The following is a 14,251-nucleotide window of genomic DNA, read 5'->3' on the forward strand; positions in this document are numbered from 1 at the left end:
TCGTCGGCGAAGGCGACGAGCGTTCGCGTTCGATCGGTGCGTGAATCGTTTTGACCGGCAGTATTACTCCCCGCGGAATTCCGGCTTTCGATCCTCGAGGCGCGCCTCGAACCCTTCGCGGTAGTCGCGAGTGTCGTCGAGTTCGTAGCCCAGTTGCCGTTCGTAGGCCAGTCCCTGCTCGAGAGGCATTTCGAGGGCCGCGTTGAGCGCGTCTTTGGCGTTTCGAAGGCCGAGCGGGGCGTTCTCACCGAGCTCGTCGGCGACGGCTTTCGCTCGCTCGTCGACGGTGTCGGTGTCGACCACTTCGTGGACGAGTCCCATGTCGGCGGCCGCCTCGGGGTCGATGAACTCGCCAGTGAGGACGATCTCTTTCGCCTTCGACAGCCCGACCAGCCGGGGCAGCCGCTGGGTGCCACCACCGTGTGGGAACGTCCCGAGTTTGGTCTCGAGCAGTCCGTATTTCGCCCTGCGGCCGATTACGCGGAGGTCACAGGGTAGCGTCAGTTCGAACGCGCCCGCGGGGGCGGCGCGTTTGATCCCGGCGACGACCGGCTGGCGCGTCTCCTCGATGGCCTCGAGCAGCCTCGGGAAAACGTCCCGGTCGATTTCGGCGTCGGGTTCGACCCGATTGCGCATCATGGTGAGGTCCATTCCGGCGGAGAAGACCGGTCCCTCGCCGAGCAGCGTCACCGATCGAACGTCTTCGTCGGCGTCGACCCGCTCGAACGCCGTGATCAGGTCGTTCATGAGGGGAACGGTCATCGCGTTCCGTTTCTCGGGCCGAGAGAGATAGACGTCCGCGCGTCGGTCGTGCCAGTCGATCGCCGCAAGCCCTGTGCCAATCGAGTTCATGATACAGGTGACCGTATCAACCACTGTAAGTTTCAGGGACCGAGACGGAACGTTCGAGTCGAACGGGTTCGAAATACGAGCGAAACGACGACGGCGCTCGTCGTGCGCTTCGAACGGCCACAGACCGTCCACCGCTCACCCCTCGAGCACTTCGTAGGCGATGTCGGCGTCGCGCAACGTGTCGGTGACGCGGCCGACCTCGTTGGTCGTCGCGACCGCCGTGACCTCGAGGCCCCGTTCGGCGCCTTCGGCGGCGACGTCACCGGTGGCGAACGCCACGGTCGGCTCGGTGCCGGCCTGTCGACAGGCCACGACGGCTTCGACGCCGGCTGCAACGACCAGATCGGCGTCGTCGCAGCGGTCGGCGACGAGGTCCGAATCGATCGCTCGACTGCCACCGGAGCGGACTGAGGGGACCTGCAAGACGGTGACGGAGCCGGGATCTAAGTCCATGACACCCTCGAAGCTCGTAACGCCGACGTCGGTGCCGGCTTCGGCGTCGGTCGTCGCGACGCCAGTTGCCGGCCCCTCGTCGCCGGGGCTCGCATGAAGCAAGCCGTTTTTCACGGAGAGCGTGACAGTGTCGCCTTCGTCGATGTCGTCGGTCGCGATGTAGGCGGCCTCGCTCATCGCACCCAGAATGTCGCCGGTGACGTGGTCGGCGAATCGACGGATGTCGTCGGCGGTCCGGAAGAGCCGGTCGACGCCTTCGTTCGTGACACGATACCGTGAACGACCTTCCTTTTCGACGAGTCCGTCGTCGACGAGTTCGCGGATGTACTCGCTGACGGCCTGACTCGTCACGCCGACTTCCTCGGCGATCTCTCCCTGACTGACAGCGGGCTGACGTTCGGCGATCTGGACGAGAATCCGAAAGCGCGTCGCGACCCGTTTGTTATCGAGGACGTCGACCATACGCCTACTCTTTCCCGACCGCGGCAAAAAGCTACACGGTCAGCGATCCGTGCTCTCTCCGTCGTTCCTGTCTGATTTGCTCGGTCAGACACGAGGCGTCAAGTTGATACCGCGAGCGTCCTTCAGTATTTCACGAATATGCCGCCCCTCTCTGCTGGAACCGACACGGTGTCGGTCGTCGGCCTCGAATATGCAGGCGCGACCACGCTGACACCGGCGATTCTCGAATCGATTCAAACGACTGATATGTTAGCTTGGATCTCGATCGCTGCGTTTTTCGTGGCATTAGTACTCCGGTGGCAGGGGGCACTCGAGCCGGCGCGATACCTCGCGACGGGTGCGTGGGTCGCGTTCGGGAGTTTCTGGGTGACGATGGTGCCGTACTACTACTACGAGGTCCAGAGCCCGCTACAGACGGTGCTGGCGCTCGCTGCGCTGCCGCTGTGTGCGTACACGGGCTATCTCCTGTGGGGTGGCCGTGATTCGCTGTTCGTGCTCACGAAAGCCATCGCGTTCATGGGGCTGATCTACCTCCCGGCGGAGATGATTCCCGTCGTCCGGACGTGGCTGATCGAGACGACCGCAGCCCAGACCCACTACGGGATGGAACTGCTCGGGCACAGTCCCGGACTCGTCGAGGGAAGCAACGGCTACCGGAGCAAGTTCGACTTCGATCCCAACGAGACGGTGACGGGCCGGACGACCTACATCATTCTCGCCTGCACGGGCATCGGAAGTATGGCCATCTTCGGCGGTCTGATCGCCGCGGTGAAGGCGCCGCTTAAGCGGAAAGCCACGGCCTTCGCGCTGGCGATCGGCGTCATCTGGTTCCTCAACCTCGTTCGAAACGTCTTCATCGGACTGGCCTCCCCGTGGGGCTGGTTCCAGCAGGATTGGCTCGTGTCGTTCATGACCACCTACATGGGTGCGGAAGCAAATCGCGTCTCCTTTCTCGTCTCCCACAACTACATCGCCCAGTCGCTGTCCGTCGTCGCGCTCGTCGGCATCACCTACCTCGTGGTCAAGATCGTGCCGGAGGCCCTCAAGCCCTTAGAGGACGTTCTCTTTATTCTCACCGGCAACGAGTACGACCTCTTCGACGCGCTCGCCGATGACCACGTCCGCGCCGACGGTGGCTCGGACCGCGACCGGTAAGCCGCGATGGCTCGCGTCGACCTTCCCATTTCGCCGATCGAACGCGCACTTTTCGTTCCCGCCGCTGACGCCCTCGTTGTCGCCGACGTCCATCTCGGCCGCGGGGCCGACTCGAGCGTCGCCGCGCCGATCGACGACGGCGGGGCCGTCCGCGACCGCCTCGAGTCGCTGCTCGTTCGCACCGACCCGGAGACGGTCGTCGTCGCCGGCGATCTACTCCACGCCTTCGACGGCGTCCCGCGCGGCCTCAAGCGCGATCTGACCGCCTTCGAAGCGTGTATCGAGGCGGCTGGCGCGGCGCTCGTCGTCACGCCGGGTAACCACGATCCGATGCTCGAGACGGTCTTCGACGGAGCCACGACGAGCGAGTATCGGCTCGCGGACGGCGAGACGGTCGTCTGTCACGGCCACGAGCCCCCGGAGACCGCGGCGACCCGGTACGTCATCGGGCACGACCACCCCGCACTCGACGTCGAGGGGCGCAAACACCCCTGTTTTCTCTACGGACCAGCCGTCTACGAGGGCGCTGACGTGATCGTCTGTCCCGCGTTCTCGCCGCTCGCCGCGGGTGCCACCGTCAACGGAATGGGCGGTCCGGATTTTCAGTCGCCGCTGATCACCGACGTGGATGCGTTCCATCCCGGCGTCTGGGACGACTCGAGCGAGAAAGTGCTGTGGTTTCCGCCGCTGGGGGAGTGTCGGCGACTGTTGTAGTGGCGTGCTGGCGGCACCGAACCGAGCGGGCTACTCGCCTTCCCAGTAATCGACGTCGGCGTCGATGGGATAGTAGCCGTGGAGCGACCGATCCGATCGCGTTCCGGGCGGTGCGCCGACGAACACGCCCAGTTTCTCCGAATCCGGGTAGACTGTAACGTCCGGCTCGTTCATCGTCGAGACCACGAGATAGCGAAGCGTCTCGTCTGAATCGTTGATCACCTTGTGGCCGCCCGTTTCGTCGGCTGGAAAAGACACGTAGTCGCCCGCGGTAAGCGAGTGGGGTTCGTCGGCCAGCCGTAGCATTCCCGTGCCCGCGAGCACGTACATCGCCTCCTCGTTCGCGGTGTGGTAGTGATAGGGCCACGATTCGTGGCCCGCTGGCAGTTCGTAGAGACTACAGCCGAGTTCGTCGCCGTCCGTGTGCTCTCCCAACTGCTTTCGCCGAACCCGCATCTCGCCGTGTTCCAGTTCGGTCCACTCGAGGTCGCCCTCGTTTACGAGACCCATGGCTGTTCTTCTCAACCAATGACCATATTATTTCGTCCGAGAGCGCTCGATCCCTGTCACTTCAGATAAGTATTACTGCGACACGTCCTCGAGCACCGCCTGTGCCGCCTCGCGCCCGCTTTCCATCGCGCCCTGAATCGACGACCAGCGGGTGTAGTCGCCGGCGAGGTAGACCGAGCCCTCGAGATCGCGGGCGTCGGGCAGTCGGTCGTGGATCCCCGGCGGCTGGTCGAACTGGGCGAACTCGATCCGGTCGGTCCGCAGCATCTCGAGGCCATCGAGCCGCTGGTCGGGATACCATGCCTCGAGTGCCAGCCGTGTGCGCTCGGCCAGTTGCGTCTCGTCGTGGTCGGGTTCGCCAAGGTAGGTCGCACTGATGAGCGTCGACCCGTCGGGGGCGTACGCCGGAGCGACCGCGCTGTGGGGAACGACGTGGTTCGGCGCGTCGTCGTCGACCGCGTTGAGTAAGAGCCGTTTCCCGGTCTCGAGGTCCACCGCGTCCGGCAGCGCATAGTACTGGGTCACGCAGGCTCGCGCGCCGGTCGGGATCGACTCGAGACCCGTAAGCTCGCGCGCGGTCGGCGGATCGGCCGCGACGACGACGGCGTCGGCTGCGAGCGTCTCGCCGTCGGCCGTCGTCACCGTTGCCGACCGGTCGGTACTCGAGACGTCGGTGACAGTGACGCCGGTCTCGAGTGCTCCGCCGGCTGTCCACACGCGGTCTGCGAGCTGGGCCGGAATCGCGCCCATCCCCGCGGCTGGAACCGCGGCTCCGCCTTCAGCGAGAGTCCGAAACGTGTACTCGAAGACTCGACTCGAGGTCGACAGCGACCGGTCGAGGGTGATCCCGCCGTAAAACGGAGCGAAAAAGCGCTCGATAAATCGATCGGAGAACCCACGCTGGCGGAGATAACGATCGATCGAGGTGTCCGGCCGGCGCTCGTCGTCGAAAAATTCGGCCGGGTCCGTTCGTCGAAGCTCCCACCAGAGCCAAGCGAGACGGAGTTGGTCACCCAGCGTCACGTCGCTGTTCGCCAGCGTTGCGGGGAGCAGCTCCGGCCGCTGGCGCGGGTCAGCGAGCACCGTCCGGTGGTCGGTCCCGACGATGGTCGCCCCCGAAGTGAACCGTTGCAGGTCGAGTGCCTCGAGGTCCAGTTCGCGCCGGACCGCGGGATAGGCGGGAAAAAGCACCTGAAAGCCGCGGTCGAAACGATAGCCGTCCTGTTCGTGGGTTCGAACGCGGCCACCCACGGTGTCACGACGTTCCAGCAGCGTTACGTCTGCTCCGTCGTCTGCGAGGTGGCGCGCCGCGACGAGGCCGGCGAGCCCACCACCGACGACGATCACACGCGGAGTCGACTGCATACCCCGTCGTTCGAAGACGAGACACAAAACCGTGAACCCAACGGCAAACGGCTGGTCCGTCGCGCCCAGGCATGATTCGAACCGTCCTCGCGTGACCGTTCGAAAGAGATCCCTCCAGCTGTCCGGAATTGGGGTCCGTTCGTCGCCCGTCGAAAGCCGCCACCGTGATCGAGAGTGTACTGCAATCATCTGCAGGGCGACGTGTTAACTCTCGTTTCGGGGTCCATTGGATGCTGCATGAGAGACACTAGCAAATCGAAACTGGATTTTACGCGTGACCTCTCGCGTCGGAAGATGATGCGAGTCGGGGGCGGACTGGCTGTCTTCGGGATCGCCGCGCCGGCCGAGGGCACGTTCGATCCGGAGGACTTCGACGTCGCGTCGATGCAAGAGATCGAAGAAGTCGAGGTCGAAGAACAGGGGCTCGAGTACTTCACGATCCAACAGGCGCGGGTGGTCCACGATCTGACGGCGCGGATCTATCCGTCGGACGACAACGGGCCGGGCGCGCCGGAGGCCGGCGTCGTCTACTTCATCGACGGACAGTTGAACTCCGCTTGGGGGCGAGGCGAGCGGTGGTACATGCAAGGGCCGTTCGCCGGAAAAGACCCAACTAGCCCGTTCGAAGACGATCCGGACGAACCGGAAGACGTCGACCCGGAGACGGAAGTGCCCTGGGCGGAGCAGAACCCGTCCGAAACGCAGGGGTGGCAGTACGCGCTCACTCCGAACGAGGCCTACGATCAGGCCATCTGGGCGATCGAGGAGCACACGCAGTCGGCGTACGACGCGGACTCCTTTGCGGACCTGGAGGCGGATCAGCAGGAAGAAATCGTCGCCGCGCTCGAGAACGGTGCGGTCGAATCGTTCGACAGGGTCGACATCGACGCGAGCGGCTTCTTCTTACTGGTCCGCCAGAACACCCTCGAAGGGATGTTCTCCGATCCGATGTACGGTGGCAACCGGGAGATGATCGGCTGGCGTCTGAAGGGATTCCCGGGAACGCCCGGCGCGCTCGGGAGTTACCGAAGCCTGATCGAGGACGACGAGTACATCGAACTCGAGGAGGGGGATTATCGGCGGCTGGCGGACGACATCGACTCGTTGGGGATCGACGGCGACAACGAGGTGCCGGCCAACGAGCAGAGCGAAGAAGGACACGCCCACGTGCACGACGCCGCCGAAGCGGACTACCCGAACGTCGTCGACGAGGCCGCCGCTCGCGGCGAGACTGAAATCGAGGCGACTAGCATCGATCTCGACGACGCGGACGACGGAGGTGACCAGTAATGGTCCAGCAACTCGAGCCCGTCGACGTGGTCACGATCGGTGCGGGCTGGACCGGCGGTATCGTCGCCAAGGAACTCGCCCAGGAGGAGTACCAGGTGGTGAGCCTAGAGCGCGGCGGCGAGCGGGAGACGGAGAACTTCTTTACCGTCCACGACGAGCTGGGCTACGCGCTCCGGTACAAACTGATGCAGGATCTCTCGAAGGAGACGATTACCTTCCGGAACACCGTCGACGAACCCGCGCTGCCGATGCGCCGGTACGGCGCGTTCCTCCCCGGCAGCGGCGAGGGCGGCGCGGGCGTCCACTGGAACGGCCAGACATGGCGGTTTCTCCCCTACGACTTCGAGATCCGATCGCGGACGATCGACGAGTACGGCGAGGAGAAGATTCCCGAGAACATGCAACTCCAGGACTGGGGAATCAGCTACGAGGAACTCGAGCCCTACTTCGACCAGTTCGAGTACACCGCCGGAATCGCGGGCGAGGCGGGGAACGTCGAGGGCGAGATCCAAGAGGCCGGCAACCCCTACGAAGGGCCGCGATCGCGGGAGTATCCGCTGCCGCCGATGGTCGAAACGCCCGTGCTCGAACGGTTCAAGGAGACTGCGGACGATCTCGGGTTCGAGCCGTTTCAGGCCCCCTCCGCGAACCTGACGGAGTCGTACACGAACCCGGACGGGGTCCAGCAGGGCCAATGCGAGTACTGCGGCTACTGCGAACGGTTCGGCTGCGAGTGGGGTGCGAAAGCCTCGCCCATCACCACTGTGTTGCCCGCCGCCCAGGAGACCGGAAACTTCGAACTACGGACGCACGCGGACGTCGTCGAACTCCTCTACGACGAGGAAGAGGACGTCGTCGAGGGCGTCCGCTACGTCGATCGACGGACCGACGAGGTGTACGAACAGCCGGCGGACGTCGTCGCGCTGACCGCCTACGTTCTTAACAACGTTCGCCTCCTGTTGTTATCGGGGATCGGCGAACCGTACGATCCCGAGACGGGCGAGGGTGTCGTCGGAAAGAACTACTGCTACCAGAACTTCGGCGCCAGCGCGCGCGGTTTCTTCGACGACGAGAACTGGAACCTCTACATGGGCGCCGGCGCGCTCGGCGCCTCGTTCGACGACCTGAACGGCGACAACTTCGACCACTCGGACCTCGACTTTCTCCACGGCGGGAACGTCGCGCTCAACCAGACCGGCGATCGGCCGATCGCCAACAATCCGGTCCCCGAGGGGACGCCGTCGTGGGGATCGGAGTTCAAAGCCCAGAGCCTCGAGTACTACCACAGTTCGATCAGCGTTTCAGCACAGGGTGCCGTGCTCCCCTTCCGGGAGAACTACCTCGATCTCGATCCGAACTACACCGACCAGTACGGCCAGCCCCTGTTGCGGATGACCTTCGACTGGCGCGAGCAGGATCGCAACCTCGTCGAACACATCGGCCCGCAACTCGAGGAACTGATGGCGGAGATGGGCGCCGATCGCGTCGACGCCACCACGACGCTCGAGGGGAGTTTCGACATCACGCCGTATCAGTCGACCCACAACACCGGCGGCGCCATCATGGGCGCCGATCCGAACGAGTCGGTCGTCAACAACTACCTGCAGTGTTGGGACGCACACAACCTCTTTATCCCCGGTGCGTCGGCATTCGCCCACAACAGCGGCTACAACCCGACGGGCACCGTCGGTGCGCTGGCGTTTCGCGCCGCCGAGGGGATTCAGGAGTATCTCGACAGCCCCGATATGCTGGCGGATGCGGAGTCCTGAGAAACGGCCTCGAGACGCCTTTCAGGCGCACCGCCACCTCAAACTGGCGGCTATAGATCCGTTACCAGCCTGAGGACGATCCCGAGCAGAATCACGAGAATCCCGAGGATCGTCGCGACTGGTGGAATCGGGATCAGTAGCAGGCCGATACCGGCGAGGATCACGATCGTCGAAACTCTGACCATGAGGCGTTGTCGATGCGGCAACAGGTACCGTTATGGCCGGCATTGACAGCGCGACAGATGCCCCTCGAGTGTCGCCCGCCGTGGGGGGACACCCCACACCGTTGCCGAGGCCGGTACGGCTTTGATGATCGCAGCGGCGGTATGACGTATGGGAACCACCGACAATACCGGACAGTCCGACTTTCAACCCGTCTTCGAAAACCGCGTCCGCTTCGCCGAAACCGACCAGCAGGGAATCGTCTTCTACGGCGAGTACTTCACGTTTCAGGACGAGGCCGTCTCCCAACTCTTTCGGGATATCGACTACGACTACGACCGGATGCACGAGGATGGCTGGCAGGTCCACGTCGCCAACACGGAACTGAACTACCGCAACGCGGCCGAGTTCGGCGACGTCATCGTCAACGAACTGCGGGTCGCCGAGATCGGCACGGCGAGTTTCACCGTCGACTACCGGGCCAAACGGGCGGCCGACGACCAGCTTCTCGTCGACGGCAGCGTCACGCACGTCGCCGTCGACCTCGAGACCGAGCGACCGACTCGCGTTCCCGATGCGTTCCGAGAAGGCGTCACGGCGTTTCAGGGTGGCCTCCCCGACAGCTGAGGCTGCCGATCAAAAACAACGCGACGTAGTCCGTCTCGAGTCGCGAAAAACCGTTCCGCGCATACGGATTCGTGTCCGTCAGTGCCGGTGCAACCGCAAGGCGGTCGCGGGTGAACCGCGAATTCGGTGCAGCAGACCGTCTCAGTGCACGCCAACGTACGCCTCGCGAACGTACTCGTTGTCGTGGAACTCGTCGGCCGTCCCCTCGAGTTCGATCTCGCCGGTTTCGATCAGCGAGAGCCGTTCGGCGTGGCGCAACGCGAACGTGGAGTTCTGTTCGGCCAGCAGGATCGTCAGCCCCTCGTCTTGCAGGCGCTCGATCGCCGCGCTGATGTCCTGGATGATGACCGGCGCGAGGCCGATCGTCGGCTCGTCGAGCATCAGCATGTCGGGATCGCTCAGCAGCGCCCGGCCGATGGCGAGCATCTGTTGTTCGCCGCCGCTCATCGTCTCGGCTTCCTGTTCGCGGCGTTCGTCGAGCCGCGGGAACAGGTCGTACACCATCTCGAGGTCGTCTTCGACCGCAGCGCGGTCGTCGCGGAACTGGGCCCCCATCAGCAGATTCTCGTGAACGGAAAAGAACGGGAACAGGTCCCGGTCTTCGGTACAGTACACCAGTCCGTCTCGAACGACCTGCTGTGAGGAAACTCCGGCCAGATCGGTGCCGTCGTAGGTGATCTGCCCCTCGTAGTCGACGAAGCCGGCGATCGCGTTCAACATGGTCGTTTTTCCGGCCCCGTTGGGCCCGATCACACCGTAGATTTCGCCTTCTTCGACCGACAGTGAGATGCCTTTCAGTGCTTGGGATTTGCCGTAGCGGACGTGAACGTCCTGTAATTCGAGGTGTGCCATCTACGCTTCCTCCGCGGTCCCGAGGTATGCTTTCTGGACGCGCGTGTCTTCCGTTACCTGTGTCGGTGTGCCTTCCATGAGTTTGTCGCCGTTGTTGAGGACGACCGCCCGGTCGACCAGGTCCATCAGCCCGCCCATGTTGTGGTCGACGATGACGATCGTGATACCCGCCTCGCGGAACCGTTCGAACGTCGCCGCGAGGTCGGTGATCTCGGCCTGATTCATGCCTGCGAACGGCTCGTCGAGCAACAACAGCTCCGGCTCGGTCGCGAGCGCTTTCGCGACCTCGAGGCGACGAACGTCGGCGTGTGGCAGTTCGTCGGGCATCTCCTCGAGTTTGTTTTCGATGTCGACGCGGGCCGCGTACTCGTAGATCTCGCCGTCACTCGCGCCGCCGCCGAACGAGACGATGCTGTTGGGCAGCGTAAACAGCTGAATGTTGCCCGCGACGGGCATCGATTTGATCGGGTTCGATTCCTGTGAGACACGCGAGACACCGCTGTTGACCACCTCGTGAGTTCGGTGGTCGGTGATGTCGGTCCCGTCGAAGGTGATCGACCCTTCGGTGACGTCGTAGATGCTCATGATGCAGTTGAACACCGTCGACTTGCCCGAGCCGTTTGGTCCGATCAGGCCGACGATCTCGCCGCGGTCGACCCCGAAGGAGACGTCGTTGACCGCGACGAGGCCGCCGAAGCGCTTTGTGACACCGTCGATCTCGAGCAGGCTCACGGCCGACCACCTCCGCCGCCGTAGCGCTCGAGGCCGTGCCAGAGTTTTCGGAACAGGCCATCTCGGGCGAACACTAGCACGACCAACACGAGCGACCAGAAGATCGTCCACCGAGCCGGCGACGAGAGGCCTGCGAGGTCGGTGAGGACGTAATCTCGCAACACGATGAGGAAGAACGCGCCACCCAGCGGGCCGAGAACCGAACTCATGCCGCCGAGGACGGCCATCGCGATCATCTCGATGCTGCGGTCGACGGCGATGAACGTCGTCGGATCGACGCCGCCGGTGAAGTGAACCAGCAAGACGCCACCGATCCCCATCGGGAGCGAACTCAGCGCGAACGCGAAGATCTTGAACTTCGTCGCGTCGATACCGGCTGCGTTGACCGCGGCTTCGTTCTCGCGGATCGACACGAGGATCAGGCCGATATTCGACCGCGCGATGAGCGTAAGCACGACGGCGATCACGAGCATCGGCACGATCATGTAGTAGTAGCGGACGATCGGGTCGTAGGTGAAGACCTCGACGGATTGAATCCCCGTTTCGCCGCCCGTGTAGGAACTGAACGAGGGGATCAGCCGGTAGAAGATCAACACCGCGACGAACGTGATCAACGAGAAGTACGGCCCGGAGAGGCGAAGCGACGGCAGCGAGATAAGCAGCCCAACCACGAGTGCGGCCAGAATGGACAGCGGAATCGTGATCGCCATCGGAAGCCCCGGATCGACGTTGTGGATCAACATCGCTGTCGTGTACGCCGCTGCCCCAGAGAGCACGGAGTGTCCGAAGCTGATGTAGCCGGTGTAGCCGCTCTGGATATCCCAGCTCATCGCGAAGATCGCCCAGATCGCTGCGACCGTCATCGCTCTGACGAGCCCGAACGTGCCCCAGAACGGTGCCGTCACCACGGCGGCGAGCGAGCCGAAGACGAACACGAACTGTAGCCCGTTGAGTTCGCCGACGTAGGAACCGAACAGTCGGTTGAAGCCGTTCGCCAGCGGCTGCAGCGATTGATCGAGTCGTCCCGTTACCGTACTGAGGCGATCGGTTGCGCTACTCATGGACGAGCTCCCTCCCGTAGAGACCCTGCGGTAAGACGAGCAAGACGGCGGCCAGAACGATCAGTGAGAGGACGCCCTGAAAGCTCGGCCCGAGGATCTCGATCGAGGCCGTCTCGAGGTAGCCGATCAGGTACGCGGCGACGACCGAGCCCTTGATGCTGCCGATGCCGCCGATCACGACGATGATAAAGGCGAGCGCCAGCGGATTGAGCCACATCTCCGGGGCCGTCGACTGCAACGTCCCAATGAAGACGCCGGCGATCCCGGCGAACGCGCCGGCGATCAGCCAGGTTCGGGATTTGACCGTCTCGAGGTCGACGCCCGTGAGCTCCGCCCCGCGCCTGCTCATCGACGTGGCAAGGATCGACCGTCCTTCGTCGGTTTTCGTCACGTAGTACCAGAGCAACCCGATCGCGATCCACGAGACGACGAAGGCAACCAGTTCCACGTACCGAATCCGGGTGCCAACGACCTCGAGGGTAATCGAGCCGGCCACGACCGGAATCAGCTGTGAGGGGGAAGCCCCGAAGCGGATGATGATCACTTCGGTCACCAAGAGCGCGACGACGACCGTCGCGAGAAACGTGATGACGATGTTGTCTTCGATGTACGAGACGAGGCCCGCGTACAGCACGTACGACGCACCGGCCGTAATCGCGACTGCGAGGACGAAGCCGACGATCGGCGGTAGCGAGATTGTCCCGGCAGTCGACGTAAGCGCGAGGTACGCGAAGGCACCGATCATGATCAACGCGCCGTGTGCGAGGTTCAACACGCCGCCGACACCGAAGATCATCGTAAAGCCGATGGCGACCAGCGCGTAGACGGCGCTGATCATGGCCCCTAACACCAGAATCGAGAGTAATTGTCCTATCATGCGTTCCTACGGCGATTAGAGCCACTCGGGTTCGACGTGATCTGCAGTCGCGTCCGCTTGCGGGTAGACACATTCGACGACGCCGTCGTCCCCGTCCGGTTGCCACTGTGTGATCGGGAAGTTCGAAATGATCCCGTCCTCGGTTCTGGTCTCTCTGACGTCGTGTGGGTATTCCGAGTCCGGCCCGTAGAGCGAAACCGAACCGGCAGCACCGGTGAACTCGAGGTCGAGCATCGCGTCGACGATAGCGTCGAGATCGCTCTCGTAGTCGACCGTGTCGGCGGCTTCGGCCGCCTCGGCGTAGAACAACACCGCGTCGTAGGAATTGAAACCCATGTACATCGGCTTGCTCGGCGGCTCTTCGTCGCCGTACTCGGCTTCGTACGCGTCGACGAAGTCCATCGAGCGCTCGGTCAGCGGGGCGACGCCGCCGGCCCCAGACTGGGACGTCGTTTCGTACAGACAGGCCCCCTCGGTCGCGTCCCAGAACTCGGGGGACATGCCCGGCACGCTGACGCCCTCGAGTGCGAACGGGTACTCGTTTTGGGCCCAGGTGCTGGTAAACGCCGCTGCCCCGCCGTGAGCGATAAATCGGAAGACGACGTCGGCATCCGCGCTGTCGGCGGCGTCGAGGAAGGGTGTGAAGTTGTCCGTCTCGACGGACATGCGATCCTCGTGTACGACCGAGAGCCCGTCGGTCTCTTCGATCTGGGTGGGAAGGATGTCCCGGAACGACGTGGTCCAGGCGGCGTCGTCGGCCAGAATGGAGAAGTTCTCCCAGCCGTACTCCTCGTTGAGATAGGTCGCGTAGCCGGCCATGCCTTCGGCCTGGAGATCGGAGTTGATCGGGCCGGTCCGGAAGACGTTCTTGTAGTGGTCGTAATCTTCGCCGTGGTTCTCGGTAATCGTGTCCGGGTCCGCGGAGCCGGTGATCAGGAACGGGACGTCCATCTCCGCGACGAAATCGATGATTCCCTGTGTGACTTCGCTGACGAACGTCCCGACAAGCAGGTCGACGTTGTCCTGCTGGATCAGGTTCTCGGTGACGCGCTCCCCTTCGGTCGGTGCGCCGCCGGTGTCTTCCGAGAGCAACTCGACGTCTTGGCCGAGTATCCCGCCGTTGTCGTTCAGTTCGTCGACCGCAAGCTGTGCGCTTCGCTCGGCACCGCGCCCCATCTCGAGTTCCGTCGGGCCGAGATGCCCGATCCGGAACACGTCGTCGCCGCCACCGCTGATACCACCGAGACAGCCGGCCAGTGACGTCGTCACTGTCGCCGCTCCCGTCGCAGCCAGAAACGTCCGCCGCCCGACCGTTTCGTTACCAGTACTATTGTATTCTGCCGTATTATTATCTTCGTTAGTCATTATAA

At 63.7% G+C, this 14,251-nt stretch carries 15 protein-coding genes; 5 read left to right on the top strand and 10 right to left on the bottom strand.

From position 1 onward, the window contains the following. Positions 1–63: 63 nt before the first annotated feature. Complete coding sequence (locus GCU68_RS12385) at positions 64–852, bottom strand: enoyl-CoA hydratase/isomerase family protein (protein ID WP_152942045.1); 789 nt, start codon at positions 850–852, stop codon at positions 64–66. A gap of 135 nt (positions 853–987) precedes the next feature. Next, positions 988–1,767 (bottom strand): DUF7839 domain-containing protein, encoded by a 780-nt coding sequence (locus GCU68_RS12390; protein ID WP_152942047.1) that lies wholly within the window; start codon positions 1,765–1,767, stop codon positions 988–990. A 138-nt stretch (positions 1,768–1,905) separates the two neighbouring features. Here GCU68_RS12390 and artA point away from each other — a divergent pair, with 138 nt between their 5' ends. Further along, positions 1,906–2,922: an archaeosortase A gene (gene artA, locus GCU68_RS12395; RefSeq protein ID WP_152942049.1), complete on the top strand. Its 1,017-nt coding sequence runs from the start codon at positions 1,906–1,908 to the stop codon at positions 2,920–2,922. 6 nt (positions 2,923–2,928) lie between these two features. Next, positions 2,929–3,636: a metallophosphoesterase gene (locus tag GCU68_RS12400; RefSeq protein ID WP_152942051.1), complete on the top strand. Its 708-nt coding sequence runs from the start codon at positions 2,929–2,931 to the stop codon at positions 3,634–3,636. Positions 3,637–3,666: 30 nt separating this feature from the next. On the opposite strand, the gene GCU68_RS12405 is transcribed toward GCU68_RS12400, so the two are convergent. Both GCU68_RS12405 and GCU68_RS12410 read right to left on the bottom strand, forming a co-directional pair. After that, positions 3,667–4,146 carry a cupin domain-containing protein gene (locus tag GCU68_RS12405; RefSeq protein WP_152942053.1) on the bottom strand — a complete coding sequence of 160 codons (480 nt, stop codon included), beginning with the start codon at positions 4,144–4,146 and terminating at the stop codon, positions 3,667–3,669. 72 nt (positions 4,147–4,218) lie between these two features. Then, complete coding sequence (locus GCU68_RS12410) at positions 4,219–5,511, bottom strand: NAD(P)/FAD-dependent oxidoreductase (protein WP_152942055.1); 1,293 nt, start codon at positions 5,509–5,511, stop codon at positions 4,219–4,221. A 294-nt stretch (positions 5,512–5,805) separates the two neighbouring features. Between GCU68_RS12410 and GCU68_RS12415 the strand changes: the two genes are divergently transcribed. Further along, a complete protein-coding gene (locus GCU68_RS12415) occupies positions 5,806–6,801 on the top strand; it encodes a gluconate 2-dehydrogenase subunit 3 family protein (RefSeq protein WP_227014854.1) in 996 nt (331 codons plus the stop codon). Then, positions 6,801–8,570 carry a GMC family oxidoreductase gene (locus GCU68_RS12420; RefSeq protein ID WP_152942057.1) on the top strand — a complete coding sequence of 590 codons (1,770 nt, stop codon included), beginning with the start codon at positions 6,801–6,803 and terminating at the stop codon, positions 8,568–8,570. Before GCU68_RS12415 ends, GCU68_RS12420 begins: the two co-directional genes overlap by 1 nt. Positions 8,571–8,620: 50 nt before the next feature. Here GCU68_RS12420 and GCU68_RS12425 read toward each other — a convergent pair whose 3' ends face one another. After that, positions 8,621–8,755, bottom strand: a complete 135-nt coding sequence (locus GCU68_RS12425; protein WP_152942059.1) for a transporter — start codon at positions 8,753–8,755, stop codon at positions 8,621–8,623. Between the two features lie 148 nt (positions 8,756–8,903). Between GCU68_RS12425 and GCU68_RS12430 the strand changes: the two genes are divergently transcribed. Then, positions 8,904–9,359 (top strand): acyl-CoA thioesterase, encoded by a 456-nt coding sequence (locus GCU68_RS12430; RefSeq protein ID WP_152942061.1) that lies wholly within the window; start codon positions 8,904–8,906, stop codon positions 9,357–9,359. Between the two features lie 141 nt (positions 9,360–9,500). Here GCU68_RS12430 and GCU68_RS12435 read toward each other — a convergent pair whose 3' ends face one another. From GCU68_RS12435 to GCU68_RS12455, 5 genes are read right to left on the bottom strand one after another with little or no spacing between them, the layout of a single operon-like run. Beyond that, positions 9,501–10,211 (bottom strand): ABC transporter ATP-binding protein, encoded by a 711-nt coding sequence (locus GCU68_RS12435; protein ID WP_152942063.1) that lies wholly within the window; start codon positions 10,209–10,211, stop codon positions 9,501–9,503. Beyond that, positions 10,212–10,943: an ABC transporter ATP-binding protein gene (locus GCU68_RS12440; protein ID WP_152942065.1), complete on the bottom strand. Its 732-nt coding sequence runs from the start codon at positions 10,941–10,943 to the stop codon at positions 10,212–10,214. Beyond that, positions 10,940–12,004: a branched-chain amino acid ABC transporter permease gene (locus GCU68_RS12445; RefSeq protein WP_152942067.1), complete on the bottom strand. Its 1,065-nt coding sequence runs from the start codon at positions 12,002–12,004 to the stop codon at positions 10,940–10,942. Before GCU68_RS12445 ends, GCU68_RS12440 begins: the two co-directional genes overlap by 4 nt. Then, complete coding sequence (locus GCU68_RS12450; RefSeq protein ID WP_193565052.1) at positions 11,997–12,881, bottom strand: branched-chain amino acid ABC transporter permease; 885 nt, start codon at positions 12,879–12,881, stop codon at positions 11,997–11,999. The genes GCU68_RS12445 and GCU68_RS12450 overlap by 8 nt, the downstream gene beginning before the upstream one ends. Before the next feature lie 15 nt (positions 12,882–12,896). Next, positions 12,897–14,246 (bottom strand): ABC transporter substrate-binding protein, encoded by a 1,350-nt coding sequence (locus GCU68_RS12455; RefSeq protein WP_152942069.1) that lies wholly within the window; start codon positions 14,244–14,246, stop codon positions 12,897–12,899. Between the last annotated feature and the right edge of the window lie 5 nt (positions 14,247–14,251).

Origin of the sequence: Natronorubrum aibiense (assembly GCF_009392895.1) — an archaeon.
GTDB lineage: Archaea > Halobacteriota > Halobacteria > Halobacteriales > Natrialbaceae > Natronorubrum > Natronorubrum aibiense.

Bases quoted from the DNA above. Each gene is read 5' to 3' on its own strand.
- GCU68_RS12420 (WP_152942057.1), top strand. From the start codon at position 6,801: ATGGTCCAGCAACTCGAGCCCGTCGACGTGGTCACGATCGGTGCGGGC.
- GCU68_RS12410 (WP_152942055.1), bottom strand. From the start codon at position 5,511: ATGCAGTCGACTCCGCGTGTGATCGTCGTCGGTGGTGGGCTCGCCGGC.
- GCU68_RS12385 (WP_152942045.1), bottom strand. From the start codon at position 852: ATGAACTCGATTGGCACAGGGCTTGCGGCGATCGACTGGCACGACCGA.
- GCU68_RS12455 (WP_152942069.1), bottom strand. From the start codon at position 14,246: ATGACTAACGAAGATAATAATACGGCAGAATACAATAGTACTGGTAAC.
- artA (WP_152942049.1), top strand. From the start codon at position 1,906: ATGCCGCCCCTCTCTGCTGGAACCGACACGGTGTCGGTCGTCGGCCTC.
- GCU68_RS12435 (WP_152942063.1), bottom strand. From the start codon at position 10,211: ATGGCACACCTCGAATTACAGGACGTTCACGTCCGCTACGGCAAATCC.
- GCU68_RS12445 (WP_152942067.1), bottom strand. From the start codon at position 12,004: ATGAGTAGCGCAACCGATCGCCTCAGTACGGTAACGGGACGACTCGAT.
- GCU68_RS12415 (WP_227014854.1), top strand. From the start codon at position 5,806: ATGATGCGAGTCGGGGGCGGACTGGCTGTCTTCGGGATCGCCGCGCCG.
- GCU68_RS12400 (WP_152942051.1), top strand. From the start codon at position 2,929: ATGGCTCGCGTCGACCTTCCCATTTCGCCGATCGAACGCGCACTTTTC.
- GCU68_RS12405 (WP_152942053.1), bottom strand. From the start codon at position 4,146: ATGGGTCTCGTAAACGAGGGCGACCTCGAGTGGACCGAACTGGAACAC.
- GCU68_RS12450 (WP_193565052.1), bottom strand. From the start codon at position 12,881: ATGATAGGACAATTACTCTCGATTCTGGTGTTAGGGGCCATGATCAGC.
- GCU68_RS12390 (WP_152942047.1), bottom strand. From the start codon at position 1,767: ATGGTCGACGTCCTCGATAACAAACGGGTCGCGACGCGCTTTCGGATT.
- GCU68_RS12430 (WP_152942061.1), top strand. From the start codon at position 8,904: ATGGGAACCACCGACAATACCGGACAGTCCGACTTTCAACCCGTCTTC.
- GCU68_RS12425 (WP_152942059.1), bottom strand. From the start codon at position 8,755: ATGGTCAGAGTTTCGACGATCGTGATCCTCGCCGGTATCGGCCTGCTA.